The following is a 26,479-nucleotide window of genomic DNA, read 5'->3' on the forward strand; positions in this document are numbered from 1 at the left end:
GTAGTTCTGTGAGCCAGACGTCAGATTCTTGTCTTGATAAGTGGATGGGCCGGGAGGCCCTCGCCGAGGCCATGATTCCGGTGATCGGCCGGCTGTACCGGGAAAACAACGTGGTCACCAGCATCCACGGCCGGAGCCTGATCAACAAGTCCACCATGAACATCCTGAAGGCCCACCGCTTCGCCCGCCGGATGAGCAATACAGAGCTGCTGCTCGAAGAGACCGCGCCCCTGCTGAATGCCTTGGCTGAGCTGGAGCTCGGCGCTGCCGCGATCGACATCGCCCGGCTGACCGAAAAGTACCGTGCAGAAAACGGCGCTGTCTCCCTGGATGAGTTCCTTCGCGCGGAGTTGGCTGACGTTGTGGGCAAGCGCGGCGCGGACGACCGCACCAGCACCGACGTCGTCCTCTATGGCTTTGGCCGCATCGGACGTCTGCTCGCCCGCCTCCTGATCGAAAAGGCAGGCGGCGGACACGGGCTGCGCCTCCGTGCGATCGTTGTGCGCAAGGGCGCCGAGAACGACCTCGTCAAGCGCGCCAGCCTGCTGCGCCGCGACTCCGTCCACGGTTCCTTCGAAGGCACCATCCGGGTGGACGAGGAAGCCAACACCATCACGGCCAACGGCGTCCAGATCCAGGTGATCTACTCCGACAACCCCGCCACGGTGGACTACACCGCCTTCGGCATCAAGGACGCACTGGTGGTGGACAACACCGGCCGCTGGCGCGACGCAGATGGCCTCTCCCAGCACTTGCAGAGCAAGGGTGTTGCCCGCGTCCTGCTGACCGCCCCCGGCAAGGGCGACCTCAAGAACATCGTGCACGGCATCAACCAGGCCGACATCACCGACGAAGACAAGATCGTCACCGCAGCCTCCTGCACCACCAACGCCATCACCCCCGTGCTGAAGGCCCTGAACGACAAGTTCGGGATTATCCACGGGCACGTGGAGACCGTGCACTCGTTCACGAACGACCAGAACCTGATCGACAACTTCCACAAGGGCGACCGCCGGGGACGCTCCGCTGCCCTGAACATGGTGATCACGGAAACGGGCGCCGCCAAGGCCGTAGCCAAGGCCCTCCCGGAGTTGCAGGGGAAGCTCACCGGCAACGCCATCCGCGTTCCCACGCCGGATGTGTCCATGGCCATCCTCAACCTCAACCTCGCCAACGGCACCACGCGCGATGAAGTGAACGACTACCTCCGCGAGATGTCCCTGCACTCGCAGCTGCGCAAGCAGATCGATTACATCGATTCGCCGGACGTTGTTTCCACTGACTTCGTAGGGTCCCGCCGGGCCGGCATCGTGGACGGGCTCGCTACGATTTCCAACGACAAGAACCTGGTTGTCTACGTCTGGTACGACAACGAGTTCGGCTACTCCTGCCAGGTTGTCCGCGTGATGGAGGAGATGGCCGGCGTCAACCCGCCGTCGTTCCCCGCCCGCGACATCGTGGCCCCCATCGCGGTGCTTGAGGCAGCCAACGCCTAAGCCAAAGTGTTACCTGGGTTTCCCGGCTGGGTTACTGGAATCAGCCGGGAAACCTGCTCACAATGGGGTCATGGAAAATGAATCTACGTTGGAGCACGAAACCACGCTTGAACACGCCTTGGACGTGGCCAAGGCCAACCACAAGCAGGCACAGAAACTGCTGGACCAGGCCGTCGCGGCCAATGCTGCCGGCGATGTCACGGACGAGCGCGTTGAGCAATTGCGGGGACTCCTGGCAGTGGCAGCCGAGGACCTGCAGCGGGTGATGCGCGAGCAATAGGCCAGCTATCCTCGATCCACCGTGTGACTCTCCCTGCACACTGTGGACAGCGGCTTCGTTGTCGGTGTTTTGTCCTACGCTCGAAGGGCAACGTCACCCCGATAGAACGGAGCCCCTTGAGTATCACGTGGTCTGCCTACAAGCGTGCCCGACGCCGGTCCCGGCAAGCCTGGGCCATCCTGGGGCTGCTGGCCGCCACCGTGGTGGGTGGACTGACGTGGTTTTTCACCGCCGGGCAGTTCGATGCTGTGGGCCCGTGGGTCGCAGGCCCAACGGAGGCGCCCGTCTTTGACGCCGCCTGGATGAAGCCGCTCCCGGGCGCCGTCCGCGTCCAGGCCCAGAAAGCGTCTGAGGCCCTGGACCAGCTCGAGGTGAAGGGCAGGTCGTCGAAGAGCGACTATGACCGCACCGCTTTCGGCCAGGCCTGGCTGGATGTTGACCGCAACGGCTGCGACACCAGGAACGATATCCTCCGCCGCGATCTCGCAGGCGTCGAGTTCACCACTGGTTCCACCTGCAAAATCGCCGCGGGAGAAATCCAGGAGCCCTACACTGGCGCGTTTGTGTCGTTCCGGAGGGGCCAGGACACCAGTTCACTCCTCCAGATCGACCACGTGGTGGCGCTGGCCGACGCCTGGCAGAAGGGGGCCAAGGAGTTGTCTGCCCAGCAACGCCAGATGCTGGCCAACGATCCGCTGAACCTGATTGCCGCTGACGGACCCGCAAACGTCAAGAAGGGCGCAGGGGACGCCGCAACCTGGCTGCCGCCCAACAAGAACTTCCGTTGCCATTATGTGGCCCGGCAAATATCGGTGAAAACGGCTTACAAGCTGTGGGTCACACAGGCCGAGAAGGACGCGATGAAGCGTGTCCTGGCCTCGTGTCCGGAGCAGCAGGCCATTTACAACGAAAGGTGACCATGCCCCAGTTGCCAGGTGCCGCCGTCGTCGATCCTCTCCAGAACCAAGCGCTGCAGTGAGGTTTCGCGTGGCAGTGCGTCCAAGCCTTCGAGCCCACGGTGCCGGAACGTGAAGTAGACGGCATCGGTGGGTGCGTCCGTGCAGCGGTCCAAGGTGAAACGCCTGGCGAAGGACGCGATGTTGCTCTCCGGAAGGTGGTTCGCCAGGTAGGGATCAAGCATCCATGACTCGCAAGTGGCTGTTGCAATGGGCTTGTCGGGAAAATGGCCGGCGAAGAACAATTTCGCGTCCCTGAAACTGGCGTCAACGGCGGCTGGCGCGAGAGCCCCGGCCTCGGGAATGTGGACGCCCAGCACCCAAGACCTTTCCTGCCCGTCTTCAGCCTCGGGTGACTGCCGTCGGACCAAGTGAAACTGCAGCCTTCCCAGCCGGAAGAGATTCCCCGCCATGTGCAGGGTCAACCAGGCCCAGGTGTCCAGCCCAAACCGGCCGTGGACACGCCTGTTGATGCGCAGTTGGAGTCCCACGTCCGCCAGGGACGCGGCTGACACCTCAGGAGTAATGGCCAAGCCGAGATGATAGGAATGCACCAAAGGCGCGAACCGGAGCAACGCAGTAATCCATTCGGACTCCGTGGGTCCGTTGGAGATGACGCTGTCCGAGGGGAAGGTTCCCAGCCTGGCCTGCAGCGCCTCGAGAGCCTGCTGGACGCCGGGGCCCGGAGTTGCCGCAAGCAGGTCCGCGCATTCCCGCGCATCCTCGCCTGTGATGTCGAGGAGTTGGAACAGCTCCGCGCGGTCTCCGGTTGCCATGGGTTAGTGCCCGAACGGATCGGGGTCGACCCCGGGCATCCAGGTCAGCCCCGGGACTCCCCAGCCGCTCTTCTTCGCCTGCTTCATGGCTTTCTTCGCATAGCGGTCCACGAGGCGGTTGACGTACAGCTTGCCGTCCAGATGGTCGAACTCGTGTTGCATGACGCGGGCGAACCAGCCCGTTGCCTCGAACTCAACAGGTTTTCCGTCGCCGTCGAAGCCCTGGACGCGGGCCCACTCGGCCCTCTGGAGAGGGTAGTGCTCACCGGGAAAGGACAAGCACCCTTCAACATGCTCCTCGGGATCCGGAAGGGCGCCCGACACCTTGGACAGGGTCAGGACAGGGTTGACCAGGACGCCTTGGTCCGGCGCGTCGTCATCGTTGGCGTACTTGTAGACGAAGATCCGCTTGCCCACTCCGACCTGGGGTGCTGCCAGGCCAACCCCGTTTGCGGCGTCATTCGTTTCGAACATGTCCGAGATCAGCTGGCGGAGTTCGTCGTCAAAGACGTCCACTTCGCTGGCCCGGCGGTGGAGGACAGGCTCGCCCCAGATGGTGATTGGCAGGACCGTCATGTCTGTACTTCCTTAGTCAGTGGCTGCGACCCCTGGTGACTCCGGCAGGAACCACCAGCGGACCAACAAACAAAGGCCGCACCGGATATCCGGTGCGGCCTTTGGGAACCGGCTTTCCAGCCAATCCCGGTGGGGTGAGCGACGGGGGTTGAACCCGCGACCTCCTGGACCACAACCAGGCGCTCTGCCAACTGAGCTACGCCCACCATGCGCCTCTTGGTCTGACCGTTTGACCGGCTTTCCGTGAAGGCAACGACAAACAGCTTACCTGCTGTTTGGGGGTTCAAAGTCCACTTTTGCCGGTTTCACCGAAAAAACCCCAAAAAATGACGCAGATCACACGTCGTCGGCGGCCTTGAGGGTCTCTGCCGAGGCTGTCGTCTCCTTGGAAATGCGCTGCGCGGTAGCGGTGTCCGGTCCGGGGGCAGGCACAAAGACAGCTTCGCGGTAGTACCGGAGTTCGTCGATGGAGTCCTTGATGTCACCGAGGGCCCGGTGGCCACCATGCTTCGCCGGTGCTTGGAAGTAGGCGCGTGGGAACCAGCGGCGGGAGAGTTCCTTGATGGTGCTGACATCGATGACGCGGTAATGCAGGTGTTCAATCACGTTGGGCATGTCGCGCGCGAGGAACATGCGGTCGGTGCCCACGGAGTTGCCGCCAAGCGGCGCCTTGCGGGGATCCGGAACCCATTTCTCGATGTACTCCAACACCAGGGCTTCGGCCTCGGCCATCGTTTTGCCATGGGGGAGTTCGTCAAGGAGCTTGGAGCGTGTATGCATGTCGCGGACGAAGTCGTTCATCTGTTCCAGCGCTGCGTCGTCAGGTTTGATGACGACATCCACGCCATCGCCAAGAATGTTGAGCTCGGAGTCGGTCACGAGCGCCGCTACTTCGATCAAGGCGTCGTTGACGAGGTCCAGTCCGGTCATTTCGCAGTCGATCCAGACGATGCGTTCATTAGTAATAGGCACGCGCCCAGCCTATCGGTCAGGTTCCTGCCAGTGCTCCGATGGTACGATTTTTGGGCACGGCAGTGTCATTTCTTCCTGCTGTGACCCACCTCCAGAGATTCGTAATTCCGTCCCGAAACATCAACGGGCAAACGATTGGATGAAACCACATGACGGTGCCCGTACCCGCCGCCCAGAAGGCCGGGAGAGCTGCGGCGCCCGTGGGGACCGCAGCAGCCGAGGTGGATAACCCCCGTTCCCCGCTCATCGCCGGTTTCATCGGATCCATGTTCCTCGTCTTCGGTTCCCTGGGAGTCGGTTGGCTCGCGCCGGTATCGGAATTGAGGCGGCTGCCGCTGTTTATTTGGATGCGGACCGAGGGCCTTGGTGTTGGGCTGTCAATCGTCCTTCTGGCCATCGGTGGAATGTTGTTGGTCAGGGCATGGCTAAGGCTTGGCCAGCGCGTCAGGGTGTGGGGGTTGGAAGCCCGCAAGGCTACCCTGAAGGCCGTGGTGGCCTGGGGCCTGCCCATGATGTTCACGGTTCCCCTCTTCAGCAGGGATGTGTATGCCTACATTGGCCAGGGCCGCCTCATGGTCGAGGGGATCAACCCCTATGAGAATGGCATCTCCGCCCTGCCCAACTACTTCCAACTGGGCGCCGACAAAATGTGGACCGAGGCGCCCGTTCCGTACGGGCAGTTGTTCCTGTGGATCGAACAATTCGTTGTCTGGGTGACGAATGTCCAACCTGAAGCCTGCATTATGCTGTTCCGGCTCGTGGCGGTGGCAGGCGTCATTCTTTGCATCATCTACGTCCCCAAACTGGCTGAACTCCACGGAGTGAACCCGCACCGCGCACTGTGGCTGACTGCGGCAAACCCCTTGTTCCTGACCAACTTCATTGCGAGCGTCCACAACGATGCCCTGATGATCGGATTGGCACTTGCCGGATTGTATTACTGCGCAACCCGCAGAGTGGTCCTCGGTATCGCGCTGGTGGCCCTTTCCATCTCGGTCAAGCCGATCACCGTCGTGTTCCTGCCGTTCATTGGATTGTTGTGGGCGGGCAAGGGAGCATCCTGGCCCCGGAAGTTCCTGTTCTGGTTCCTGACGGCGGCCCTGACCCTGGGCATCCTTTACGCCATGGGCCTCGTGAACGGCTACGGCTTCGGTTGGATCAAGGGCCTGTCCGCCCCGGGCAGCGTGTGGATCTGGTATGCCCCCATCGGCCTGATCGGATTGATTGTGGCTTCCATCTTCAACGTCTTCGGACTTGATGGCTGGGGCATGGCCAAGTGGGTTTACGACGCCGGAAAGCTCCTGATGCTTGTTGCTGTGGGGTGGCTGGTGTTCCGCGGCGATTACGACCGGCTGATGCGCCGTCTCACTTTGGCCTTCGCTGCCATCGTGCTGCTGGCACCCATGATCCAGTCCTGGTACGTCGTGTGGCTGATTCCGCTGTTTGCCGTGACCGGGATCCGCAACGACTGGCAGGTCAAGGCGGTGTATTTTGTGGTTTCCTTCTTCATGGTCTACGCCATCTCCGACCAATTGGACGTCTTCCCGTACCTGCAGAGCGAAGATCTTGGCTTGGCGTTGACCCTGGCCCGGAACGCCGCAGCCATCATCGCGTTGCTCTTTGCCGTCTACCTGATCTTTGTGGACCCCAAGACCAAGAGCCTGTTCCGCAAGCGTGACGAGCCGGGGCTCCGCCCCATCATTTGAGGCCGTCCTGGCCCCTTGGCCGTGCGGACAGCAGCCGCAGTGCTTCCCGGGTGGAAAGGGGACTGAGCGCGGGAGCGTTTTCGGCCGCGAAAGCCCTCACCCAGGCGGGGTCCGTTTTGCTGAACTCCCGCAGCGCCCAGCCGATGGCCTTGCGGATAAAGAATTCCTTATCCGCAAGATTGGCCTGGATGACCACGGACAGCAACGCGGTGTCAGTCTTCGCTTTGGCGCCAAGTTGCGCCGTGATGGAAGAGCGTCGAATCCACATGTCCTGGTCTGCGGACCACTTGACCAGCAGCGGCCTCATGATCTCCGGATGCGCCAACAACAGGGCTCCAAGACGGTGGGCAACGCCGTCCACCAGGTCCCACCAAGCCCCGGTCCTGATGATTTCCTCATACACGGGCAACATGCCGAGATCTTCCTTCACCAGCGGAAGACCCGTCAGGTCGATGGCGGCGTATCGTTCCTCCCGGGCCTCCGCGTTGCGCCACAATTCCAGCACTGCCCGACGGACATCTTCCGGTGACGCGAGCGGAAACTGTTTGGCGGCTTCTTTGGTGATCCGGCGGACTTCGGGGACCCTCACCCCCAGCGATGGCATCTCGGACTTCATGTACGCCTGGGCGCCCCGTCCACGATCGGCGTCCGCCGCCGACCGGAGGGCTGAACGGATCGCCTCAAGGAGTTCGGTGTTGTGCATGCCTCAACTGTAGGACGGGACACCACACATGTTCCTTGGGCGTAGCCCGGCCAGGCATCAAGCCACGGCGTCCGCCAGCTCACCGGTCTCCGTGTTCACCAGCATCCTGTCCGGATCCTCGGATCCTTCCCTGCCAACGGCGTCTTCGCTGTCTGCAGGGGGAGTGGGTCCGTCCATGGCGGATTCCCAGTCCTCGCTGGAGCCATCGGGCCGAGGAGCCGTTGCCCCGGCTGCGAGGTCCAGACGGGTATCCGTTGGGGCCATCTCCGGTGCCGGGGAAGTTGCGCTCATCCGCGTAAAGTTCGCCGAGCCCCACATGAGGTCGTGCCCCACGGCCTCGGCATCCACCTCGGCCACGTGGTAGATCTTGCCCTCGTGCTCCCATTGCCTGAGCCGCAGCCGGCCCACCACAATGACGCGCTGGCCCTTTTTGAGGCTGCAGCCCACGTGCCCGGCCAAGTAGCGGAAGGACTGTACCGTGTACCAATTGGTATTGCCATCCACCCAGGCGTTGTTTGCCCGGTCGTAGCGCCGCTCTGTCGTCCCCAGCCGGAACGAAGCGGTGGATGTGCCGCGGATGGTGGTGGAACTCTTGACTTCCGAAGCTACAAAGCCGCGGAGGGTGATGACGTCGTTCATTTGCGGTCCTTCCCGAAGTGGAGATTGCCTTTCCGGCTCCTTCAGCTTCGGGCAGCCGCAAGCGTCGAGGCACTCCCTCGGGCCCCTATGTGCATAACCGGACCCAAACCGACGTCTGTGGAGGGCCAGTGCCGGCTGGGGCGCGCGTCTGGCGGCCAGGGGAAGGAATGCACTGTAAACTCTTTGTGGCGCCAAACAGCCCATGCTGTCCGGCGATCCCGTACGCCCCAGTAGCTCAGGGGATAGAGCAGCGGCCTTCTAATCCGCCGGTCGGGGGTTCGATTCCCTCCTGGGGCGCAAGCATCCCCCGGAACTCACCACGAGTTCCGGGGGATCGTTGCTTATTGACCCGGCTTCCCCGCCTCAAGAAGCTCTTTGAGGTTCCGCAGCACCATGCTCCATGTGGCGGTGGACTGCTGCACTTCCTCTGTGCTCCTGTTGTTTCCCTGCACGATGGTTACCGACGTTCCCTGACCCGCGTCCGCCAGTCGATACTCAACGGTGTGGTAGTTTTCCGGAGCGTCGGGCAATCCCGCTGAAGGGCTGAAGTGTGTCGTTTTCACGCGTTCCATGGGCTCGAACTCCAGGACGGCGCCTTTGTCCTCGTAGGAGTTGCCGTTGTATTCACCCGAGTAGGTGATGGGATCGCCCACCTTCCAGGTGGTCTCCACGTTGGTGCCAAGGAAGTACTTCCTGATGATGGCGGGGTCGGTCAGGGCCTTCCATACGTCCCCGCGCTCCGCCGCGACCGTCACTGTGGCTTCCGCATCCGGAATCTGTGCGTTCACGGTGCGCCTCCTTCGTCCATAGATGCGTCCGTTTGGTCCAAACCCGTAGGTCAGGGCAACGCTACGCCCGAAGGGGCGTCCGCGGAATGGCAGAATGGCTGTGTGATGAATGGGGGAGCACAGTGAACCGGCAAAGCGACACGTCCAAACGGCTGGGCGGGGTCTTGCTGTCCTCGCTGGTGGTTGCTGCGGCACTGACCTCCTGCGCGCCGGCACAGCCGGCCGGCACTGTCGCGCAGCAGACCATCAACCCAGCGCAGCCTGCCACCGCCCAGGCCGTATCGCCAACCGTCCCGCAGGCATCAACGGCCGCGGGGACAACTGCCGATCCTGCTGTGACGGCAACCGCCCAAACCGTGGAAACTACGCTCAAGAACCTCGTTTCCACCACCCCCAAGCCCAGCCAGGAAGCGGTACGGGCCGCCTTGGTGGCCGCGGGTATCCCAAAGAACAACGTTGAGGTGTCCGCCGGCCGGACTCCCACGGGCCTCGATGTCGATGCCATGGAGGCGGCGGCGCTTGCCGGGAGCAGTTGCGTCATGGGACAGATCCGTGATGGTGCCGTCGTGGTGACGGTACTTCCTGTCCTGGCCACTGGAAAATGCTTCATCGGAGACGCCAGATAGCTTCACCCGCTTCGACCGAATGTGAGTTCTGCCCGCCAAGCCACTAGATTTAACGGCATGGCGGAATTCATTTACACGATGACCAAGGCCCGCAAGGCCGTTGGCGACAAACTTATTCTGGACGATGTCAGCATGTCGTTCTTCCCCGGTGCCAAGATCGGCGTCGTTGGCCCGAACGGTGCTGGTAAGTCCACCATTCTCAAGATCATGGCCGGACTGGACACTCCCTCCAACGGTGAGGCCCGCCTGAGCCCCGGTTACACCGTGGGTATCCTCTTGCAGGAACCGCCGCTGAATGAGGAAAAGACGGTCCTGGGCAACGTCCAGGAAGGCGTAGGCGAAATCTACGGCAAGATCCAGCGCTTCAACGAGATCTCCGAAGAAATGGCCAACCCGGACGCCGATTACGACACCCTCCTTGAGGAAATGGGCAAACTCCAGGAAGCCATCGACGCCGCCGACGCCTGGGACATCGATTCCCAGCTCGAGCAGGCGATGGACGCACTGCGCTGCCCGCCGGCCGACTCGGACGTCACCGTCCTGTCCGGTGGTGAGCGTCGTCGCGTGGCGCTGTGCAAGCTCCTCCTCCAGAAGCCGGACCTGCTGCTCCTGGATGAACCCACCAACCACCTCGACGCCGAAAGCGTGCTGTGGCTGGAACAGCACCTGTCCAAGTACCCCGGGGCCGTCCTGGCCGTCACCCACGACCGCTACTTCCTTGACCATGTGGCTGAGTGGATCGCCGAGGTCGACCGCGGACACCTGTACCCCTACGAGGGCAACTACTCCACTTACCTGGAGAAGAAGAAGGCCCGCCTCGAGGTCCAGGGCAAGAAGGACGCCAAGCTCGCCAAGCGCCTCACCGAGGAACTGGAATGGGTCCGCTCCAACGCCAAGGGCCGCCAGACCAAGTCCAAGGCCCGTCTTGCCCGCTACGAGGAGATGGCAGCCGAGGCAGAGCGCACCCGCAAGCTCGATTTCGAAGAAATCCAGATTCCGCCGGGACCCCGCCTGGGCAACCTGGTGATCGAAGCCAAGGACCTGAAGAAGGGCTTCGACGACCGCGTCTTGATCGAAGACCTGTCCTTCTCCCTGCCCCGGAACGGCATCGTGGGCGTCATCGGTCCCAACGGTGTGGGCAAGTCCACGCTGTTCAAGACCATTGTGGGGATGGAACCGCTCGACGGCGGCGACCTCAAGATCGGCGACTCGGTCAAGATTTCCTACGTTGACCAGTCCCGTGGCGGCATCGACCCCAACAAGACCCTGTGGGAAGTTGTTTCCGATGGCCTGGACCACATCCAGGTGGGCCAAGTGGAAATGCCTTCGCGTGCCTACGTTTCTGCCTTTGGCTTCAAGGGTCCGGACCAGCAGAAAAAGGCCGGTGTCCTCTCCGGTGGTGAGCGCAACCGCCTCAACCTGGCCTTGACGTTGAAGCAGGGCGGAAACCTCCTGCTCCTTGACGAACCCACCAACGACCTCGACGTGGAAACGCTGAGCAGCCTTGAGAATGCCTTGCTCGACTTCCCCGGTTGCGCTGTGGTGGTCTCCCACGACCGGTGGTTCCTCGACAGGGTGGCGACGCACATCCTGGCCTACGAAGGCGACGACGAGAACCCCTCCAAGTGGTACTGGTTCGAGGGCAACTTCGAGTCCTACGAGGAGAACAAGGTTGAGCGCCTCGGCCCCGACGCCGCGAAGCCGCACCGTGTGACCCACCGTCGCCTGACCCGCGACTAGAACGCCGGTAGCAAAAACGGCCGTCCCGGAAGGGGCGGCCGTTTTGTTGTTCCGGGGAAGACGGAAACCAGCGTCTCAGGGAATCCTGACCATGCCTTCCTGCGCCACGGTGGCTACGTGCACGCCGTCGCGGTTGAAGATCCGGCCCGTGGAAAGTCCGCGGGCTCCCTGGGCGCTGGGGGACTCCTGGACGTAGAGCATCCATTCGTCCACCCGGACCGGGCGGTGCCACCACATGGCGTGGTCCAGGCTGGCCACACTCATGCCCGGTGTCATCCACGCCAGGCCGTGCTTCCGCAGGATCGGTTCCAGCAGGGTGTAGTCGCTCGCGTAGGCCAACGCAGCAACGTGCAGCTGTGGATCGTCCGGCAGGGGTCCCATGGTCTTCATCCACACAGCGTTGGTGGCCACGTGATCCGTGGGCGGTGAGACGTACAGTGCGGGGTCGACGTGCCGTACATCGAAGGGGCGTTCGGAGGACATGTGGCGGGCCAGGGGATGGTCATAGCGGGAGAGCAACTCTGCGGTGCTCGGAAGCGATTCAGGATCCGGGATCCCTTCCGGCATGACGGCTTGGTGGTCCAGGCCGTCGTCCTGGACCTGGAAGGACGCGATCATCGAGAGAATCGGCACGCCGTCCTGGTAGGCGTGCACCCGGCGGGCGGAGAAGGACCGGCCGTCCCGAAGCCGCTCCACGCCAAAAGTGATGGGTTTGTTGGCGTCTCCGGGGCGCAGGAAATAGCCGTGCATGGAGTGGGCAACGCGCCCGGGGTCCACGGTCCGCATCCCCGCCATCATGGACTGGGCCAGTACCTGTCCACCAAAGACGCGGTGCCGGGGTTGCTTCTGGGACGGGCCCAGGAAGATGTCCTCGGTGGTGCGGGCTCCGTCGAAGTCGCCCAAATCCAGCAGATCGATCAGCACTTCCATGGGATCTCCGGAGGGGGCCTCAGCTTCAAGGCCCGCGTTCGTCTCAGTCATGGTTCGACTCTAGACGGCCCCCTGACCCCTCTCAACCGCGGACATGCCGGTAGAGTCGTTGATGTGACAGACGTCTTGACCCAGTCCTTCCGCTTTGCCGACCCCCGCGATCTCAGCGATCTGCGCACCTACGTGACGCGTGCCAAGAGCATCGACGACGGCGCCATCCGGCTGCAGGCAGCAGGCCAGGTGCTGGCCGCCTATGTTTGCGTCCTGCGGCCCCGGATCCTCGGTGAGGCGACGCCAACCATTTTGGGCCTGCGAACCATGGCATTGGCCGAGCAGGCGCAGGCGGATGTCACGGTGACGCTCGCGTCCGTCCTGGACCGGCTTGCCCGTTCCAGCGCAGTCGACGTGGACCTGCCCATCCCACCGTCCACCGTTTCCGAGTCGTGGGCAGGTGTCGGTGCCCCAAGGAGCGGCTGGGAGGCGCAAGGCCCGGTTTCGGATGCAGAATTGAAGGCCGCCGCTGAGGCCGGAATCGCGGAAGTGGCCGGTGTTGTGCCCGCCATGGCGGGTGCCGCCGTCGTCAATTCTGCGCGTGCGGCGGTTTGGAGCCGCAGCCTGCCCGGCCGGGAAGGCATCCCTGCCGGCGCTGCCTTTGCGGCTTTCGCCCTGGGGTTCCTGGGCGACGGGGAACAGCAACTGTTCCGCAACGGCAGGTGGTTCCGCCTCAGTGGCCCGCGCGGTCACGTGCTGGTCCGCACTGGCGCGGGCCTGGGTTTCCAGAACCAGGGCTAGACGGCTGAGGGACTGTTCACCATGGTGAGCGCTGCCCGCTCCATGTAATCCCACAACGTGCCTTCGTGCAGTGGGGACAAGCCGAGCGAATCCACAGCCGCACGCATGTGGAACAGCCAGCGGTCCTTCGCTTCCGGGGTGACCCTGAACGGCATGTGGCGCATCCGGAGGCGGGGGTGGCCACGCTCCTCGCTGTAGGTGGTTGGCCCACCCCAGTACTGCTCGAGGAACATGAGGAAGCGCCGTTTGGCAGGTTCCAGGTCGTCCTCAGGATACATGGGCCGCAGCAAGGGATCCCCGGCAACGCCGTCGTAAAACACATCGATGAGCTTCACGAACGTCTGGTGTCCACCCACGGCGTCGTAGAAACTGTCCGTGTAGGCAGGCTGGCTGAAGGGATCGTTGCGCATCAACTGGGGGCGTTCACCGGCCTGCGGGGATGCTGGCGTCGATGCCGGTTCGCGTCCGGCGGTCATGTCATTCACTGGCCTTCTCCTCAGGCTTCTGGGCGGAACCCGTTGCTGCTCCGGCAGGTACTTTGGCGTCTTGGTTGTCATCATCGGGCGTGGGTGCATCCAACGGGACGTAGTCGCCCTGGGACCGGTTGCCTACCCGCAGGATTTCGCCGTTGCGCAGATACCAGATGGCTCCGTCTTCGGCCCGTACACGGGTGATGCGCAGACCCACCGACTCGACCGTGCCGATCACTTCGCTGGTCACGATCACATCGCCGATCCCGTACTGGTCCTCAATGGTGATGAAAATGCCCGCGAGGAAGTCACGGATCAACTGCTGGGCACCGAAACCGATGGCCACGCCCAGGATGCCCACGCTGGTCAGCAGGGGAGCGACATCCACGTTCATGTATTTCAGGACGTAGATGATCACGATGACCACCACAATGACGCTCACCAGGCTGGTCAGCAGCGAACCAATGGTTTGCGCACGTTGGGACCGCCGTTCGTGGTCAAGCGCCCGGATGGCGGGTTGGACCCACTTGAAGTGCGGCTTCTTGAAGAGCGAGCTGCCGGCGGCAACCCTTCGGGTGATCCGCAGGATGATGAAGCGCGCCACGGTCCACACCAGCAGGCCAACGCCCACTGTAATGAGGATCGAGACGTAGTCGATCTTTTCCGGCTCGATGGTGAGGGTTTCCATGGGGGGAATGAAGGTCAAGGTCCAATAGCTCCTTGTGGTCGGCCCGTGTTCGCCTGGCGCAGAACACTGTGTCCACTACCAACACTAGCGTCGTAGCGTGGCCGCATGCGCATCCTGGTTCTGGGCGGTACCGCCTTCCTCTCCGCCGAAATCGCCCGTCAGGCCGCGGCCTCCGGGAACCACGTCACCTGCCTGGCACGGGGCACGTCGGCAGCAGCGCCCGACGGCGTCAGCTGGGTGCGGGCCGATCGCTCCAAGGGCGCGGCAGCTTTTGCGGACGTCTCCGGGCAGTGGGACGCGGTGATTGACGTTTCACGCGACCCCGTCCAGGCGAAGACGGCGCTGGAGGCGTTGGGGCCGGACGCCGGCCACTGGACCTTCGTTTCGAGTTGTTCGGTATATGCAGACCATTCTGTTCCGGGGGCCGATGAGAGCGCTCCACTGCTTGAACCCCTTCCGGCGGGCCAATCCGGCAGCCCGGAAACGTACGGAGAGTCCAAGTCGGCGATTGAGCACATGACCCGTGCCTTGGCAGGGGAGAAAGCCCACATCGTCCGGGCCGGCCTCATCGGCGGACCCGGGGACCCCTCGGACAGGTACGGATATTGGCCCGCGAGGTTGGCGGCAAACACCCAACCCGTCCTGGTTCCGGACATCCCAGCCGCCGCTACACAGATCATCGATGTGCGGGACCTGGCGGCCTGGATCCTGCAGTCGGCAGGACGCGGGCTGGCCGGAACGTACAACGCCATGGGTGACGTGGTGCCGTTTGGTCACTACGTCACGGAATCACAACGTGTGGCCGGCAACCCGGCGGAACTGGAATCAGTGCCGGAGCAATGGCTCGTGGACCACGGCGTAGCCTACTGGGCCGGCCCCGACTCACTTCCACTCTGGCTTCCGCCTGGCCACGAAGGATTCCAGGCCCGGAGCAACGCGGCGGCCATCGCCCAAGGAATGATCCTCCGGCCGTGGCAGGAGACGCTCGGTGACACGCTCTCGGACGAACGCGCCAGGGGCCTGGACCGCGACCGCAGGGCCGGACTCACACCGGACACCGAACGCAGTCTCGTGTCACTCTGGCGGGCCGAAGCGCCTTAGTCCACTGCCGGCGTCGTGGTTGGCCGGTGCAGCACCGGGAAGTTGACGCTGCGGGCGATGAAGCAGACCTGGTTGGCCTCATGGTGCAGTTGCGGCATCAGCTCTTCGTGGGCCGGATCGGCCAGGGTGACACGTGGCTTCAGCGTCACGTTCTCAAATTGGCCGCTGCCATCGCGGTTGAGCTTCATGAGCCCTTCGGCGTTGTCCTCGTAGGCGGTCACCACCACGCCGTGCTTGACGGCCACGTGCAGGAAGGACAGCATGTGGCACTGCGAAAGTGCAGCCAGGAGAAGTTGTTCCGGGTTGTAGCGTGTCCGGTCTCCGTGGAAGGTGGGGTCCGACGAGCCGCGGAGCGTGGGCAAACCAGGGATCTCCACATCATGGTCCCGTGAGTACCCGCGGTAGGTGGACGTGCCGTCCCCGAGGTTTCCGGTCCACCGGACGGTCAGCGCGTAGTGGTGTTCATTGAGGGCCATGCGGACAGTCTAGCCAGCGGCCGGAGACTGTCCGCACGGACCGTGGCGGACCTTAGCCGACGTCGGCAGCCCGGGCACGCAGTGCCCGCGCCACGGCGTCGCGGTTCTCCAGCATCATGCGGCGCAAGGCGGCGCTGTCCTCGGGGAGTTCGGCAAGAAACGCGTCCGTCCGGTCGACCGTGGCCTGGGTGGTCAACTGGGCAGGATAGAGGCCCACCACGATCTGCTGTGCCAGCGCGTGTGTACGTTCCTTGACGATTCCAGGGACCGCCTCGAAGTACTTCTCCGCGAAGGGTTCAAGGAGGGCCGTGTCAGGTACCCGCATGAAGCCGGCCACCGCCGAAGCCTGCAGGGCGTTGGAGAGCTCTCCCTTGACCACGATCGAGTCCCAAGCGGCTTCCTTGGCCTCCGGGGTGGGAATGGCTGCTTTGGCTTGTGCGGCGGCGTTCTGGCCGTTGGACGTGTTGTCCCGTGTCAGCTCTTCGTCGATGCGTTCCTGTCCCTGGCGGCCACCGGCAACCAAAGCCGTCAGCAGTTCCCACCGCATGTCCTGGTCGATGGTGAGTCCCGCCAACGTTTCCGTTCCCTCCAGGAGGGCCTGGATACGGTCCAACTGGGTGTCGCTGCGGGAGATCTGGGCAAACGACTTGGCGAACTGCAGTTGCGCGTCGGATCCCGGTTCCACGACGGAGGCGAGCTCCCAGAGCTTGTCTGCAGCGGCAATGGCCGTTTCCTGCTTGTGCCCGGCGGCCACGAAGTACGTCAGCGTCGTGGCGAGCTGGCGGAGCTGGACCAGGATCACGGAGGAATCCGTTTCGTGGGCGATATTGGCCAGGATGAGGTCCACGTAGCCGCGGGCAGGAGTTTCGCCGTCCCGTGCAGCGTCCCAGGCCGAACCCCACACGAGCGTCCGTGGCAGGCTCGAGGCGAAGTCCTTGAGGTGTGCCTTGGCTGTTGCGAGGGATTCGGGATCCAGTCGGACCTTTGCGTAAGCGAGGTCGTCGTCGTTGAGGAGCACCAGGTCCGGGCGGGTGCGTCCCACCAGGCCAGGAACTTCCGTGCGCGCACCGTCGACGTCCAGCTCTTCACGGTGGATCCGCTCCAGCTTTCCGTCCACAAGGTTGTAGAAACCCACGGCCAGGCGGTGCGGACGCAGCGTTGGCTGCTCGGTGATGGCTGTTTGCAGGATGGCAAAGCCCGTGATGGTTCCGTCCGCGTCGACTGTGAGCTCGGGCGCCAAGGTGTTGACGCCTGCCGTCTCCAGCCACAACCGGCCCCACTGGTCCAGGTCCCGGCCGCTCGCGGCCTCGAGTTCCACCATGAGGTCCTGGAGCTCCGTGTTGGACCACGCGTGCTTGGCAAAGTACGCCCGCACACCGGCCATGAACTGTCCGGGTCCCACCCACGCCACCAGTTGGCGGAGCACGGAGGCGCCCTTGGCGTAGGTAATGCCGTCGAAGTTGACCTCCACGTCCTGCAGGCTGTTGATCTCGGCGAAGATCGGGTGCGTGGTGGGAAGCTGGTCCTGCCGGTAGGCCCAGGACTTCTCCACCGAGGCGAAGGTGGTCCATGCACGGTCAAACTCAGTGTTTTCCACGGCCGCAAGGTGGGACATGTATTCGGCAAACGACTCATTCAGCCAGAGATCGTTCCACCAGCGCATGGTCACCAGGTCGCCGAACCACATGTGCGCCAGTTCGTGCAGCACCGTGATGGCGCGCCGCTCAACCTGCGCTTCGGTGACTTTGCCGCGGAAGACGTAGCCCTCCAGGATGGTCACGGCGCCGGCGTTTTCCATGGCTCCGGCGTTGAATTCGGGGACGAAGAGCTGATCGTACTTTTCGAACGGGTAGGGGCAGCCGAACTGGGCCTCGAAGAACTCGAACCCTTGCCGGGTCAGCTCGAAGATGTTCTCCGCGTCCAGGTATTGCATGAGTGACTTGCGGGCAAAGACGCCCAGCGGCACAACGCGGCCGTCGGAGCTTGTGACCTGGGAACGGACGGACTGGTAGGGTCCGGCGATCAACGCGGTGACGTAGGAGGACAACCGTGGCGTGGGGGCGAATTCCCACACCGACCGGGCCGCGCCGTCCTCGCCCGCGTCTGCCTGCACAGGCGTCGGAGTGGGGGAGTTGGACACCACGTCCCAGTGGGATGGCGCTGTAATGGTGAACGTGAAGCTTGCCTTGAGGTCCGGCTGTTCGAAAACGGCAAACATCCGCCGGGAGTCCGGAACCTCGAATTGCGTGTAGAGGTACACCTCCCCGTCAACCGGGTCAACGAACCTGTGGAGGCCCTCGCCCGTATTCATATACGGTGCGTCGGCAACGATGGTGAGTTCATTCTCTTCGCCGAGGTTGGGGAGCTGGATGCGCACTCCGTCTGAGACGTCGGATGGTTCCAGTTCGATTCCGTTCAGCGTCACGCTGTGGACTGCGTCCGTAATGGCGTCGATGAATGTTGATGATCCAGCCTGCGCGGAAAAGCGCACCACGGTGGTGGATCCGAAGACTTTGGCGCCCTTGGTCAGGTCCAGGGTGACGTTGTAGGACTCGACGTTGAGCAGTTCCGCGCGCTTCGCGGCTTCGTCGCGGGTCAGGTTAAGGCCTGGCAAGTGTGCCTCCAGAAGATTGGGGTGGCCGGCCGGGATCATGATCCGGTCGCTGGTGTGAAGCCATTCTTTCACTCTGTCGCTTGTTGGCAAGCTTGTTGGCAAGGAGGAGTCCGCACAGTGTCGCCACCACGGAGTAGCGTTTAAGCATGGGAACGTTCCGGGATTCGCTCGACACCCGCGCACTTCGGTTCGCGCTGGCCTTTCCGCTGCTGCTTGCCGTGGGATTCGTGGTGTGCGCCCAAATGTTGCGGAACAGCCTTCCGGATCCCGTCGCCGTGATGTGGAACGCCGACGGCGGCAGTTCGTTCGCGCCGTTCGGAGCCTATGTGGCGGGCGGCGCAGGACTCATCGTCCTCTGCGGTTGGGTCGCCTTCCTCCAGTCCGTTCCCATCTCGCGGCCCGTAGTCATGCGCCGCGTCATGATGGGACTGGGGCTGATGGTCAGCCTGTTCATCACCACGGTCCTGGCGGCGGGCCTTGTGGGGCAGTCCGGAGTCGGCGACGCGAGGTTGTCACATGTCGACCCGATCGTTTTGGCGATGGGCAGTGGCGCCGCGCTCGCGCTGGGTGTGGTGATGATGTTTGCCTTCAAGCCGGATCCCCGGTGGACGCAGGAGGATGACCACGCGCTCGAAGCCGAACGCCTGCGTGCTGCCGATCCCGATCTGGCCCGGGACACGCTCCGGATGTGGGTTCACGCCCGGAGTTCGGTCTTCATCATGATCATCATCTCCGCGCTCTTCCCGGCCGCTTTGATCGCAGTAGCCATTCCATGGCTGGGGGCCTTGCTGGCAGCGGCGGGACTGGTAGGCGCCGGCTTCCTGTTCGCACGCGTCCGTGCGGACAGGGGAGGGCTGCAGGTATTCGCCGGTGGCCTGGTCCCCGTACTGAACGTTCCCGCCGTCGATATTGCCGCGGCGGCTCCCACCGACGTCAAGGCTGCTGACTACGGCGGTTGGGGCTGGCGACACCACGAAGGCGCCACCGCCATGCTGGTCAGCAGCGGGCCGGCCGTCGTCGTTCGAAGGCTCAACGGTGGACGGGTGGCACTGAGCGCCGGTACATCGGTTGCCGCGGACAAACTCGCCGGTATCCTCAACCGCGCTGCCGAACGGGCACACCAGGACGGGCAGCCCCAGCAACCGGGCTCGCGGTAACCTAGGTAACGCATCCCTCCCCGCCGCGCCTTGGCCAATGCTGTGCAGTTGCCCAGTGCTGTGCCGCCCGCGCCACAAAGAACGGACTTCCTGTGACTACACCCCGCGTCCACATCGCCACGGACCACGCCGGCATGGAACTCAGCGCCCACCTGGTCAGCCACCTCACCGCCAAGGGCTATGAAGTTGTGGACCACGGACCCAAGGAATACGACGCCCTGGACGACTACCCCTCGTTCTGCATCAACGCAGGCGTAGCCGTGGTGGCGGACCAGGAAGCCGGAGTCCACGCGCTGGGGATCGTGCTGGGTGGCTCCGGAAACGGTGAGCAGATCGCGGCCAACAAGGTCAAGGGCGTGCGCGCGGCGCTCGCCTGGAACCTCTCCACGGCCAAGCTCGCCCGCGAGCACAACGATGCCAACGTGATCGCAGTCGGCGGCCGCCAGCACACGGTTGAGGAAGCAACGGAACTCATCGAGGCCTTCCTGGCGGAACCGTTCAGCAATGACGAGCGCCATGTCCGCCGCATCGGCAAAATCGCGGTCTACGAGACCACCGGCGAAATTGTCGAATAGTGCCTGAAGGGCATTCCATCCACAGGCTGGCGCGTCAGTTCCAGGATGTCTTCGGTGGCCGGCGCCTTCGCGTGAGCAGCCCGCAAGGGCGGTTCGCCGAGGGTGCGGCGCTGCTGGATGGACACGTCATGGTGGACGCGCTTGCCCACGGCAAGCAACTGTTCCTGAAGTTCGACCATGACCTGTTCCTTCATGTGCACCTCGGCCTTTACGGGGCGTGGAACTTCGGGGGAGACAGTTCCTTCGCTGGTGCGTCCAGCATCGGCGCGCCACGACGGATCGGTGAGCGTGAATCCGGGCCGGCCGGTGCTGACACGGACTATTCCGGACCGCCGGAGCCGGTGGGGGCCGTCCGCGTCCGCCTTGTCTCCGACCACGGCTGGGCGGACCTTCGCGGCGCTACGACGTGTGCCGCCATTACGTCGGATGACGCAGCCAAGGTGCTCGGCAGGCTGGGCCCGGACCCCTTGCGGAATGGGCCTGGCGACCGCGATGAGTTCATCCGGCGGCTGCGGAAGCGGAAGACCGCCGTCGCGCTCCTGATGATGGACCAGTCGGTCCTGGCTGGCGTAGGCAACATTTACCGGGCCGAAGTGTTGTTCCGGCAGGCAGTGGACCCCTGGAAGCCCGGCTCTGCCGTGGATACGGGCACCGCCGGCCGCCTGTGGGATGACGCCGTTGCGACCATGTCCGACGGCGTCCGCGACGGTCGTATTGTCACCACGCCGCCGGCACTATGGACAGATGGAGCGGAAACGGCGCCCGACGCCGATGCGCACTTCGTCTACAAACGCGAAGGACTGCCCTGCCGTGCCTGCGGGACGGTAGTGGGCATGGCGGAAATTGGTGCCCGCAAGCTCTACTGGTGCCCTGGCTGCCAGGTTTGAACTCCGGAAGTACCAAAAAGAGCCCCAATCCTGAAGGATCGGGGCTCTTTTTGTTTCCCTGGAGGGAAATTCCCTGGAGGGGACGACGGGAATCGAACCCGCGTAATCAGTTTGGAAGACTGAGGCTTTACCATTAAGCTACGTCCCCGAAAGGATCTCCTGTTCAGGACATCTTCCCGGCGGCTGTTCAAGCCGGGTACAACTAAACCTAATTCCGGCGACGGTGTCAAATGTGCATTCCTGGCCCGCTTGCCCGTAGACTGTCCTGTGCGTTCGGGGTGTAGCTCAGCTTGGCTAGAGCGCCTGCTTTGGGAGCAGGAAGTCGCAGGTTCAAATCCTGTCACCCCGACTCTGTGTTTCGTGTCCATTTCTTGGAACGCGACAGAACCCCATACCCATCAATCCAGGAGTACTTAGACTGTGAAGAGCGCTGTCGAGAACCTCACCGCCACGCGGGTCAAGCTCAATGTTGAGGTTCCCTTTGAGGAACTGAAGCCGAGCATCGATGCCGCGTACAAGACCGTTGCTTCGCAGATCCAGGTTCCCGGATTCCGCAAGGGCAAGGTTCCCTCCAAGCTCATCGACCAGCGCGTCGGTCGCGGATACGTCCTGGAGACTGCCATCAACGATGGCCTGAACGGCTGGTACCAGGCCGCTGTGCAGGAAACCGGCGTTCGCCCGCTGAGCCGCCCCGAGGTTGAGATCACCGAGGTTCCGGACCCGTCCGCAACCGACGGCGAGCTCAAGTTCCAGGTGGAGGTTGACGTCCGCCCCGAGATCGAGCTGCCGGACTACGCAGGCATCAAGGTGGAGGTCGCAGCTGCTGAGTCCTCCGACGCCGATGTCGACAAGGCCCTTGACGAGCTGCGCGGCCGCTTCGGCACGCTGAAGTCCGTCGAGCGTCCTGCCAAGAACGACGACTTCCTCACCATCGACATCACCGCCACGATCGACGGCGAAGAGATCGACTCCGCATCCGGCCTGTCCTACCAGGTTGGCGCCGGCACCATGCTCGAGGGCCTGGACGAGGCCGTAGAGGGCCTGTCCGCTGACGAAGAAGCCATCTTCGACACCACGCTGGTTGGTGGCGACCACGCCGGCGAAGCCGCCCAGGTCAAGGTTGTCGTCAAGGCCGTCAAAGAGCGCGAGCTCCCCGAGGCGAACGATGACTTCGCACAGCTGGCTTCCGAGTTCGACACTCTCGCTGAGCTCCGCGAGGACCTCGCCAAGCAGGCAGCCGACTCCAAGGTTGTCGGCCAGGGCGTCGAGGCCCGTGACAAGGTCCTGGACAAGCTCGTTGAGCTCGTTGAGGTCCCCGTTCCGGATTCGGTCGTGGAAGAGCAGCTGGAATCGCACTTCAACCCGGAGAACGCCCACGGCGAAGGTGACCACGACACCGAGGAGCACCGCGCCGAGGTCAAGGCCAACACCGAGCGTGCGTTCCAGAACGAAATCATCCTTGACGCCATTGCAGACAAGGAAGAAGTCAACGTCAGCCAGAACGAGCTGATCGACTACATCGTCACCACCGCCAGCCAGTACGGCATGGACCCGAACCAGTTCGCCCAGATCATCGATCAGAGCGGCCAGGTTCCCATGATGGTTTCCGAGGTCCGCCGCCGCAAGGCGCTGGCCGTCGTCCTTGGCCAGGCTGAAGTTGTGGACTCCGAAGGCAACAAGGTGGACCTGACCGACTTCGTGCGCCCCGCCGGCGAAGCCGTGGAAGAAGCTCCCGCAGCTGAGGCTGCTGAAGAAGCCGATACCGTTGCCAGCGATGACCCCGCAGCAGTGAAGTTCTAGTTTCAGGCACTAACCGGCCCCGGATCATTCGATCCGGGGCCGGTTTGCTTTAAGGCCGTCCAAGGCGCCGTCCACAAACGTGCGCCGTCAGCGAACAGTGCGATTCCGGCGAACAAATCACCCCTGAATACGGTTAGTGTCCATGTAGTGAAGTTCAGTGATGTCACTGGCACCAGCGAGAGGTAAGTACTTATGTCACAGCAATCAGAGGCTCCCCGGATGGCAACTGTCGATCCCGCGGCCCAGGACAACTACATCTACAACCGCCTGCTGAAAGAGCGCATCATCTGGCTCGGCTCCGAAGTCCGCGATGAGAATGCCAACGCCATTTGCTCACAGCTTCTCCTGCTCTCGGCCGAAGACCCTGAGAAGGACATCTACCTTTACATCAACTCGCCTGGTGGTTCGGTAACGGCAGGCATGGCCATCTACGACACCATGCAGTTCATTCCGAACGACGTCGTCACGGTCGCCACCGGCCTGGCCGCTTCCATGGGGCAGTTCCTGCTTTCCTCCGGCACCAAGGGCAAGCGGTACGCCACCCCCAACGCCCGCATCCTGATGCACCAGCCTTCCGGCGGTATCGGTGGAACGGCCTCGGACATCAAGATCCAGGCTGAGCTGATCCTGCACATGAAGAAGGTCATGGCGGAACTCACCGCCGAGCAGACGGGCCAGACCGTGGAAACCATCCTCAAGGACAATGACCGCGACAAGTGGTTCACGGCCGCGGAAGCACTGGAGTACGGCTTCTTCGACAAGATCTCGGCGCACGCCGGCTCGGTGGCCGGTGGCGGCGGAACTGCCAACCAGTCCGACGCGGCGTCCTCCACCGAAAACTAGCCGGCACCACGAACCACTGAAAACCCAGGAGTAAACAATGAACTACAACTTCGGATGGTCTGCCGGCAACCTCCCCTCCAGCCGCTACGTCCTGCCCCAGTTCGAGGAGCGCACCCCCTACGGTTTCAAGCGCCAGGACCCTTACACCAAGCTGTTCGAGGACCGCATCATCTTCCTCGGCGTACAGGTGGACGACGCCTCTGCTGATGACATCATGGCCCAGTTGCTGGTCCTTGAATCAACGGACCCGGACCGCGACATCACCCTCTACATCAACTCGCCGGGCGGTTCGTTCACGGCAATGACCGCCATTTACGACACCATGCAGTACATCCGTCCGGAGATCCAGACGGTCTGCCTGGGCCAGGCAGCCAGTGCTGCGGCCGTCCTTTTGGCAGCCGGCACCCCTGGCAAGCGCCTTGCCCTCCCGAACGCCCGCGTGCTGATCCACCAGCCGGCACTGTCAGGCGGCCAGGGAGGCCAGGCCTCGGACCTGGAAATCCAGGCCGCGGAGGTCATGCGCATGCGTACGTGGCTTGAGGAGACGCTCGCCCACCACTCCGGCCGCACGGCCGAGCAGGTCAACAACGACATCGAGCGCGACAAAATCCTCACGGCCGAGGAAGCCCGGAACTACGGCCTTATTGACCAGGTACTGGACTCCCGGAAGATCAAGCCCCAGGCAATCGCCCGGTAGCATCCGGAAAACGACGCCGGTGCGGTTCGCGAAATATGGACCGCACCGGCGTTCTGTTTCCACCCAAGCGGCTCATTGTGACCTAGAGTGGAAGAAGTCACGGTGATGCCAACCGCGGTCTGGCCGCACAATGGAGCAAGGCGCGGAGCCCCATCACCCGCACGCAACGAAGGGATTCACACATGGCTCGGATTGGCGAGAGCACGGATCTGCTGAAGTGTTCTTTTTGCGGAAAGAGCCAGAAGCAGGTTCGCAAGCTGATTGCCGGGCCCGGCGTGTACATCTGCGACGAGTGCATTGAACTCTGCAACGAGATCATTGAAGAGGAACTCGCCGAGGTCTCGGACCTGGGCAGCTTCGAACTTCCCAAGCCGCGCGAAATTTTCGACTTCCTGCAGGAATACGTGATCGGCCAGGAGCCGGCCAAGCGGTCGCTGGCTGTAGCTGTCTACAACCACTACAAGCGCATCCAGGCAGGCCATGCACCGAAGACCGGCAGCCTGGGCGAGGGACCGCACCACGAGGACGTGGAGATCGCCAAGTCCAACATCCTGCTGATCGGCCCCACCGGCTGCGGCAAGACCTACCTCGCGCAAACCCTGGCCCGCCGGCTCAATGTGCCCTTCGCGGTAGCCGACGCCACGGCCCTCACCGAGGCTGGCTATGTGGGCGAAGACGTCGAAAACATCCTGCTCAAGCTCATCCAGGCCGCTGACTACGACGTCAAGAAGGCCGAGCAAGGCATCATCTACATCGACGAGATCGACAAGATTTCACGCAAGAGCGAGAACCCCTCCATCACCCGTGATGTTTCGGGTGAGGGGGTGCAGCAGGCCTTGCTGAAGATCCTCGAAGGCACGGTGGCCTCGGTGCCTCCGCAGGGCGGCCGCAAGCACCCGCACCAGGAATTCATCCAGATCGACACCACCAACGTGTTGTTCATCGTGGCTGGCGCGTTCGCGGGCCTGGAAGACATCATTGGTTCCCGTTCGGGCCGGAAGGGCATCGGCTTCGGCGCCCCGCTTAACGAGGTCAAGGACAACGTGGATACCTACGGTGAGGTCATGCCGGAGGACCTGCTCAAATTCGGTCTGATCCCGGAGTTCATCGGGCGGCTCCCGGTGATCACCACGGTGTCCAACCTGGACCGTCCCGCCTTGATCCAGATTCTCTCGACGCCCAAGAACGCCCTGGTGAAGCAGTACCAGAAGATGTTCCAGCTCGACGGCGTGGAACTCCAGTTCGACGACGACGCCCTGAACGCCATCGCCGACCAGGCCCTGGAACGTGGAACAGGAGCCCGCGGCTTGCGCGCCATCATGGAAGAAGTCCTGTTGCCGGTCATGTTCGACCTCCCCAGCCGCGACGACATCGCCACCGTGGTCATCACCGAGGACGTGGTGGCCAAGAAGGCCCAGCCAACCATGATTGCCCATGACGTGGTGGCGAAGCGGCGGAATAAGTCCGCCTGACCACCCGTTGCACCAAACAGCGGCCCTGTCCGCTTTTCACGTTTAGCGTGCCCGTTGCCACCTTCCTGAGGAGATTTCCTGTGCCTGAACAGACCGAGCAACCCGTCAACAAGGCCGATTTCTGGTTCGACCCCGCGTGCCCGTTTGCATGGATCACGTCCCGCTGGATCGGCGAAGTGGAGCAAGTCCGTGGGATTGAGACCCAGTGGCATGTCATGAGCCTGTCCGTCTTGAATGAGGGCCGCGACTTGCCTGATGACTACCGCGAACTCATGGACAAGAGCTGGGGTCCGGTCAGGGTGATCATCGCGGCGCAGGAGTTGCACGGCAGCGAGTACGTCAAGCCCCTCTATGACGCCATGGGCGAGGAAATCCACCACGAGGGCAACAAGGATCGTCCGTCGGTGATCCGGAAAGCCCTGGCCGAAGTGGGCCTTCCCGCAGAACTGGCGCGCTACGCTGACTCGGACGAATTCGACGCCCAGCTGCGTGCCAGCCACGAGGAAGGAATCTCACTGGTGGGGCAGGACGTAGGAACGCCCGTGGTTGCCTTCAACGGTACGGCTTTCTTCGGCCCCGTCTTGACCCGCATTCCCCGTGGCGAAGACGCCGGTAAGATCTGGGACGCAACCGTGGCACTTGCCGGCTACCCGCATTTCTTCGAGCTCAAGCGCAGCCGCACCGAACGGCCCGAGTTCAACTAGGGTGACCCGTTCGGC

27 protein-coding genes and 4 tRNA genes are annotated in these 26,479 nt (G+C 63.2%); 18 read left to right on the forward strand and 13 right to left on the reverse strand.

Annotated features, from left to right (window positions below):
- Window positions 1–8: 8 nt before the first annotated feature.
- The 3 genes from ACIPY3_RS06735 (at window position 9) to ACIPY3_RS06745 (ending at window position 2,693) form a co-directional block, all read left to right on the forward strand.
- The gene (locus tag ACIPY3_RS06735) at window positions 9–1,496 is read left to right on the forward strand and encodes a glyceraldehyde-3-phosphate dehydrogenase (protein WP_400331720.1); all 1,488 of its coding nucleotides are present in this window, start codon (window positions 9–11) and stop codon (window positions 1,494–1,496) included.
- A 70-nt stretch (window positions 1,497–1,566) separates the two neighbouring features.
- Window positions 1,567–1,776, forward strand: coding sequence for a hypothetical protein (locus ACIPY3_RS06740; protein ID WP_387437088.1), 210 nt, complete (start codon window positions 1,567–1,569; stop codon window positions 1,774–1,776).
- A 116-nt stretch (window positions 1,777–1,892) separates the two neighbouring features.
- The gene (locus tag ACIPY3_RS06745; RefSeq protein ID WP_400331723.1) at window positions 1,893–2,693 is read left to right on the forward strand and encodes an HNH endonuclease family protein; all 801 of its coding nucleotides are present in this window, start codon (window positions 1,893–1,895) and stop codon (window positions 2,691–2,693) included.
- On the opposite strand, the gene ACIPY3_RS06750 is transcribed toward ACIPY3_RS06745, so the two are convergent.
- From ACIPY3_RS06750 to orn, 4 genes are all read right to left on the reverse strand, one after another.
- Entirely contained in the window at window positions 2,678–3,508 is an 831-nt protein-coding gene (locus ACIPY3_RS06750; protein WP_400331726.1) for an acyltransferase domain-containing protein, read from the reverse strand. The two genes, ACIPY3_RS06745 and ACIPY3_RS06750, sit on opposite strands and share 16 nt — an antisense overlap.
- Before the next feature lie 3 nt (window positions 3,509–3,511).
- Window positions 3,512–4,084: a peptide deformylase gene (def, locus tag ACIPY3_RS06755; RefSeq protein WP_400331729.1), complete on the reverse strand. Its 573-nt coding sequence runs from the start codon at window positions 4,082–4,084 to the stop codon at window positions 3,512–3,514.
- 130 nt (window positions 4,085–4,214) lie between these two features.
- Window positions 4,215–4,290: transfer RNA gene (locus ACIPY3_RS06760), tRNA-His, on the reverse strand.
- 130 nt (window positions 4,291–4,420) lie between these two features.
- Window positions 4,421–5,056, reverse strand: a complete 636-nt coding sequence (orn, locus tag ACIPY3_RS06765) for an oligoribonuclease (protein ID WP_400331731.1) — start codon at window positions 5,054–5,056, stop codon at window positions 4,421–4,423.
- A 149-nt stretch (window positions 5,057–5,205) separates the two neighbouring features.
- Here orn and mptB point away from each other — a divergent pair, with 149 nt between their 5' ends.
- Window positions 5,206–6,762 carry a polyprenol phosphomannose-dependent alpha 1,6 mannosyltransferase MptB gene (mptB, locus tag ACIPY3_RS06770; RefSeq protein ID WP_400331734.1) on the forward strand — a complete coding sequence of 519 codons (1,557 nt, stop codon included), beginning with the start codon at window positions 5,206–5,208 and terminating at the stop codon, window positions 6,760–6,762.
- On the opposite strand, the gene ACIPY3_RS06775 is transcribed toward mptB, so the two are convergent.
- Both ACIPY3_RS06775 and ACIPY3_RS06780 read right to left on the reverse strand, forming a co-directional pair.
- Entirely contained in the window at window positions 6,755–7,465 is a 711-nt protein-coding gene (locus ACIPY3_RS06775) for a DNA alkylation repair protein (RefSeq protein ID WP_400331737.1), read from the reverse strand. The genes mptB and ACIPY3_RS06775 overlap by 8 nt on opposite strands.
- A gap of 57 nt (window positions 7,466–7,522) precedes the next feature.
- The gene (locus tag ACIPY3_RS06780) at window positions 7,523–8,104 is read right to left on the reverse strand and encodes a single-stranded DNA-binding protein (protein ID WP_400331740.1); all 582 of its coding nucleotides are present in this window, start codon (window positions 8,102–8,104) and stop codon (window positions 7,523–7,525) included.
- Window positions 8,105–8,328: 224 nt separating this feature from the next.
- Between ACIPY3_RS06780 and ACIPY3_RS06785 the strand changes: the two genes are divergently transcribed.
- Window positions 8,329–8,401: transfer RNA gene (locus ACIPY3_RS06785), tRNA-Arg, on the forward strand.
- 44 nt (window positions 8,402–8,445) lie between these two features.
- Here the strand turns inward: ACIPY3_RS06785 and ACIPY3_RS06790 are convergent.
- The gene (locus ACIPY3_RS06790; protein ID WP_400331743.1) at window positions 8,446–8,892 is read right to left on the reverse strand and encodes an SRPBCC domain-containing protein; all 447 of its coding nucleotides are present in this window, start codon (window positions 8,890–8,892) and stop codon (window positions 8,446–8,448) included.
- Between the two features lie 86 nt (window positions 8,893–8,978).
- On the opposite strand from ACIPY3_RS06790, the gene ACIPY3_RS06795 reads away from it, so the two are divergent.
- Complete coding sequence (locus ACIPY3_RS06795) at window positions 8,979–9,518, forward strand: DUF6993 domain-containing protein (RefSeq protein WP_400331745.1); 540 nt, start codon at window positions 8,979–8,981, stop codon at window positions 9,516–9,518.
- 57 nt (window positions 9,519–9,575) lie between these two features.
- Window positions 9,576–11,258, forward strand: coding sequence for an energy-dependent translational throttle protein EttA (gene ettA / locus ACIPY3_RS06800; RefSeq protein WP_400269143.1), 1,683 nt, complete (start codon window positions 9,576–9,578; stop codon window positions 11,256–11,258).
- 75 nt (window positions 11,259–11,333) lie between these two features.
- Here the strand turns inward: ettA and ACIPY3_RS06805 are convergent, their stop codons facing one another.
- Complete coding sequence (locus ACIPY3_RS06805) at window positions 11,334–12,239, reverse strand: acyl-CoA thioesterase (protein WP_400331748.1); 906 nt, start codon at window positions 12,237–12,239, stop codon at window positions 11,334–11,336.
- 63 nt (window positions 12,240–12,302) lie between these two features.
- Here ACIPY3_RS06805 and ACIPY3_RS06810 point away from each other — a divergent pair, with 63 nt between their 5' ends.
- Window positions 12,303–12,980 (forward strand): hypothetical protein, encoded by a 678-nt coding sequence (locus ACIPY3_RS06810; protein WP_400331750.1) that lies wholly within the window; start codon window positions 12,303–12,305, stop codon window positions 12,978–12,980.
- Here ACIPY3_RS06810 and ACIPY3_RS06815 read toward each other — a convergent pair.
- Window positions 12,977–13,456 (reverse strand): globin, encoded by a 480-nt coding sequence (locus ACIPY3_RS06815; protein WP_400332590.1) that lies wholly within the window; start codon window positions 13,454–13,456, stop codon window positions 12,977–12,979. The genes ACIPY3_RS06810 and ACIPY3_RS06815 overlap by 4 nt on opposite strands.
- A 1-nt stretch (window position 13,457) precedes the next feature.
- Window positions 13,458–14,156 carry a mechanosensitive ion channel family protein gene (locus ACIPY3_RS06820; RefSeq protein WP_400331752.1) on the reverse strand — a complete coding sequence of 233 codons (699 nt, stop codon included), beginning with the start codon at window positions 14,154–14,156 and terminating at the stop codon, window positions 13,458–13,460.
- 87 nt (window positions 14,157–14,243) lie between these two features.
- Here ACIPY3_RS06820 and ACIPY3_RS06825 point away from each other — a divergent pair, with 87 nt between their 5' ends.
- Window positions 14,244–15,239, forward strand: coding sequence for an NAD-dependent epimerase/dehydratase family protein (locus tag ACIPY3_RS06825; protein ID WP_400331755.1), 996 nt, complete (start codon window positions 14,244–14,246; stop codon window positions 15,237–15,239).
- Here ACIPY3_RS06825 and ACIPY3_RS06830 read toward each other — a convergent pair.
- Together ACIPY3_RS06830 and pepN are read right to left on the reverse strand one after the other, a co-directional pair.
- Window positions 15,236–15,715, reverse strand: a complete 480-nt coding sequence (locus tag ACIPY3_RS06830; RefSeq protein ID WP_400331757.1) for an OsmC family protein — start codon at window positions 15,713–15,715, stop codon at window positions 15,236–15,238. The two genes, ACIPY3_RS06825 and ACIPY3_RS06830, sit on opposite strands and share 4 nt — an antisense overlap.
- A 52-nt stretch (window positions 15,716–15,767) precedes the next feature.
- Complete coding sequence (gene pepN, locus ACIPY3_RS06835; RefSeq protein ID WP_400332593.1) at window positions 15,768–18,368, reverse strand: aminopeptidase N; 2,601 nt, start codon at window positions 18,366–18,368, stop codon at window positions 15,768–15,770.
- Window positions 18,369–18,475: 107 nt separating this feature from the next.
- On the opposite strand from pepN, the gene ACIPY3_RS06840 reads away from it, so the two are divergent.
- The 3 genes from ACIPY3_RS06840 (at window position 18,476) to ACIPY3_RS06850 (ending at window position 20,948) form a co-directional block, all read left to right on the forward strand.
- Window positions 18,476–19,486: a hypothetical protein gene (locus ACIPY3_RS06840; RefSeq protein ID WP_400331760.1), complete on the forward strand. Its 1,011-nt coding sequence runs from the start codon at window positions 18,476–18,478 to the stop codon at window positions 19,484–19,486.
- Between the two features lie 92 nt (window positions 19,487–19,578).
- A complete protein-coding gene (locus ACIPY3_RS06845; protein WP_400331762.1) occupies window positions 19,579–20,061 on the forward strand; it encodes a ribose-5-phosphate isomerase in 483 nt (160 codons plus the stop codon).
- On the forward strand, window positions 20,061–20,948 hold the full coding sequence (locus ACIPY3_RS06850; RefSeq protein ID WP_400331765.1) for an Fpg/Nei family DNA glycosylase: 888 nt from the start codon (window positions 20,061–20,063) through the stop codon (window positions 20,946–20,948). Before ACIPY3_RS06845 ends, ACIPY3_RS06850 begins: the two co-directional genes overlap by 1 nt.
- Window positions 20,949–21,022: 74 nt before the next feature.
- Here ACIPY3_RS06850 and ACIPY3_RS06855 read toward each other — a convergent pair.
- Window positions 21,023–21,096, reverse strand: a tRNA-Gly gene (locus tag ACIPY3_RS06855).
- Between the two features lie 126 nt (window positions 21,097–21,222).
- Here ACIPY3_RS06855 and ACIPY3_RS06860 point away from each other — a divergent pair.
- The 6 genes from ACIPY3_RS06860 to ACIPY3_RS06885 all read left to right on the forward strand — a co-directional run bounded on the left by ACIPY3_RS06860 (window position 21,223) and on the right by ACIPY3_RS06885 (window position 26,464).
- A tRNA-Pro gene (locus tag ACIPY3_RS06860) sits at window positions 21,223–21,297 on the forward strand.
- 71 nt (window positions 21,298–21,368) lie between these two features.
- The gene (gene tig / locus ACIPY3_RS06865; protein ID WP_400331768.1) at window positions 21,369–22,748 is read left to right on the forward strand and encodes a trigger factor; all 1,380 of its coding nucleotides are present in this window, start codon (window positions 21,369–21,371) and stop codon (window positions 22,746–22,748) included.
- A gap of 219 nt (window positions 22,749–22,967) precedes the next feature.
- Window positions 22,968–23,591 carry an ATP-dependent Clp protease proteolytic subunit gene (locus tag ACIPY3_RS06870; protein ID WP_397321550.1) on the forward strand — a complete coding sequence of 208 codons (624 nt, stop codon included), beginning with the start codon at window positions 22,968–22,970 and terminating at the stop codon, window positions 23,589–23,591.
- A 37-nt stretch (window positions 23,592–23,628) separates the two neighbouring features.
- Window positions 23,629–24,288, forward strand: a complete 660-nt coding sequence (locus ACIPY3_RS06875; RefSeq protein WP_387437112.1) for an ATP-dependent Clp protease proteolytic subunit — start codon at window positions 23,629–23,631, stop codon at window positions 24,286–24,288.
- Between the two features lie 182 nt (window positions 24,289–24,470).
- Window positions 24,471–25,760 carry an ATP-dependent Clp protease ATP-binding subunit ClpX gene (gene clpX, locus ACIPY3_RS06880; RefSeq protein WP_397321551.1) on the forward strand — a complete coding sequence of 430 codons (1,290 nt, stop codon included), beginning with the start codon at window positions 24,471–24,473 and terminating at the stop codon, window positions 25,758–25,760.
- 80 nt (window positions 25,761–25,840) lie between these two features.
- Window positions 25,841–26,464, forward strand: coding sequence for a DsbA family protein (locus tag ACIPY3_RS06885; protein WP_400331772.1), 624 nt, complete (start codon window positions 25,841–25,843; stop codon window positions 26,462–26,464).
- Window positions 26,465–26,479 lie beyond the last annotated feature (15 nt).

It is taken from the genome of Paenarthrobacter sp. NPDC089714 (assembly GCF_044748905.1).
In the GTDB taxonomy this organism is placed as follows: domain Bacteria; phylum Actinomycetota; class Actinomycetes; order Actinomycetales; family Micrococcaceae; genus Arthrobacter.

What these genes read in the sequence shown, in the direction of transcription:
- ACIPY3_RS06740 (WP_387437088.1), top strand. Translation starts at nt 1,567, where the DNA reads ATGGAAAATGAATCTACGTTGGAGCACGAAACCACGCTTGAACACGCC.
- ACIPY3_RS06780 (WP_400331740.1), bottom strand. Translation starts at nt 8,104, where the DNA reads ATGAACGACGTCATCACCCTCCGCGGCTTTGTAGCTTCGGAAGTCAAG.
- ettA (WP_400269143.1), top strand. Translation starts at nt 9,576, where the DNA reads ATGGCGGAATTCATTTACACGATGACCAAGGCCCGCAAGGCCGTTGGC.
- mptB (WP_400331734.1), top strand. Translation starts at nt 5,206, where the DNA reads ATGACGGTGCCCGTACCCGCCGCCCAGAAGGCCGGGAGAGCTGCGGCG.
- ACIPY3_RS06870 (WP_397321550.1), top strand. Translation starts at nt 22,968, where the DNA reads ATGGCAACTGTCGATCCCGCGGCCCAGGACAACTACATCTACAACCGC.
- clpX (WP_397321551.1), top strand. Translation starts at nt 24,471, where the DNA reads ATGGCTCGGATTGGCGAGAGCACGGATCTGCTGAAGTGTTCTTTTTGC.
- ACIPY3_RS06875 (WP_387437112.1), top strand. Translation starts at nt 23,629, where the DNA reads ATGAACTACAACTTCGGATGGTCTGCCGGCAACCTCCCCTCCAGCCGC.
- ACIPY3_RS06815 (WP_400332590.1), bottom strand. Translation starts at nt 13,456, where the DNA reads ATGACCGCCGGACGCGAACCGGCATCGACGCCAGCATCCCCGCAGGCC.
- def (WP_400331729.1), bottom strand. Translation starts at nt 4,084, where the DNA reads ATGACGGTCCTGCCAATCACCATCTGGGGCGAGCCTGTCCTCCACCGC.
- ACIPY3_RS06775 (WP_400331737.1), bottom strand. Translation starts at nt 7,465, where the DNA reads ATGCACAACACCGAACTCCTTGAGGCGATCCGTTCAGCCCTCCGGTCG.
- ACIPY3_RS06795 (WP_400331745.1), top strand. Translation starts at nt 8,979, where the DNA reads ATGGCAGAATGGCTGTGTGATGAATGGGGGAGCACAGTGAACCGGCAA.
- ACIPY3_RS06805 (WP_400331748.1), bottom strand. Translation starts at nt 12,239, where the DNA reads ATGACTGAGACGAACGCGGGCCTTGAAGCTGAGGCCCCCTCCGGAGAT.
- pepN (WP_400332593.1), bottom strand. Translation starts at nt 18,368, where the DNA reads ATGATCCCGGCCGGCCACCCCAATCTTCTGGAGGCACACTTGCCAGGC.
- ACIPY3_RS06825 (WP_400331755.1), top strand. Translation starts at nt 14,244, where the DNA reads ATGCGCATCCTGGTTCTGGGCGGTACCGCCTTCCTCTCCGCCGAAATC.
- ACIPY3_RS06830 (WP_400331757.1), bottom strand. Translation starts at nt 15,715, where the DNA reads ATGGCCCTCAATGAACACCACTACGCGCTGACCGTCCGGTGGACCGGA.
- ACIPY3_RS06750 (WP_400331726.1), bottom strand. Translation starts at nt 3,508, where the DNA reads ATGGCAACCGGAGACCGCGCGGAGCTGTTCCAACTCCTCGACATCACA.
- ACIPY3_RS06840 (WP_400331760.1), top strand. Translation starts at nt 18,476, where the DNA reads ATGGGAACGTTCCGGGATTCGCTCGACACCCGCGCACTTCGGTTCGCG.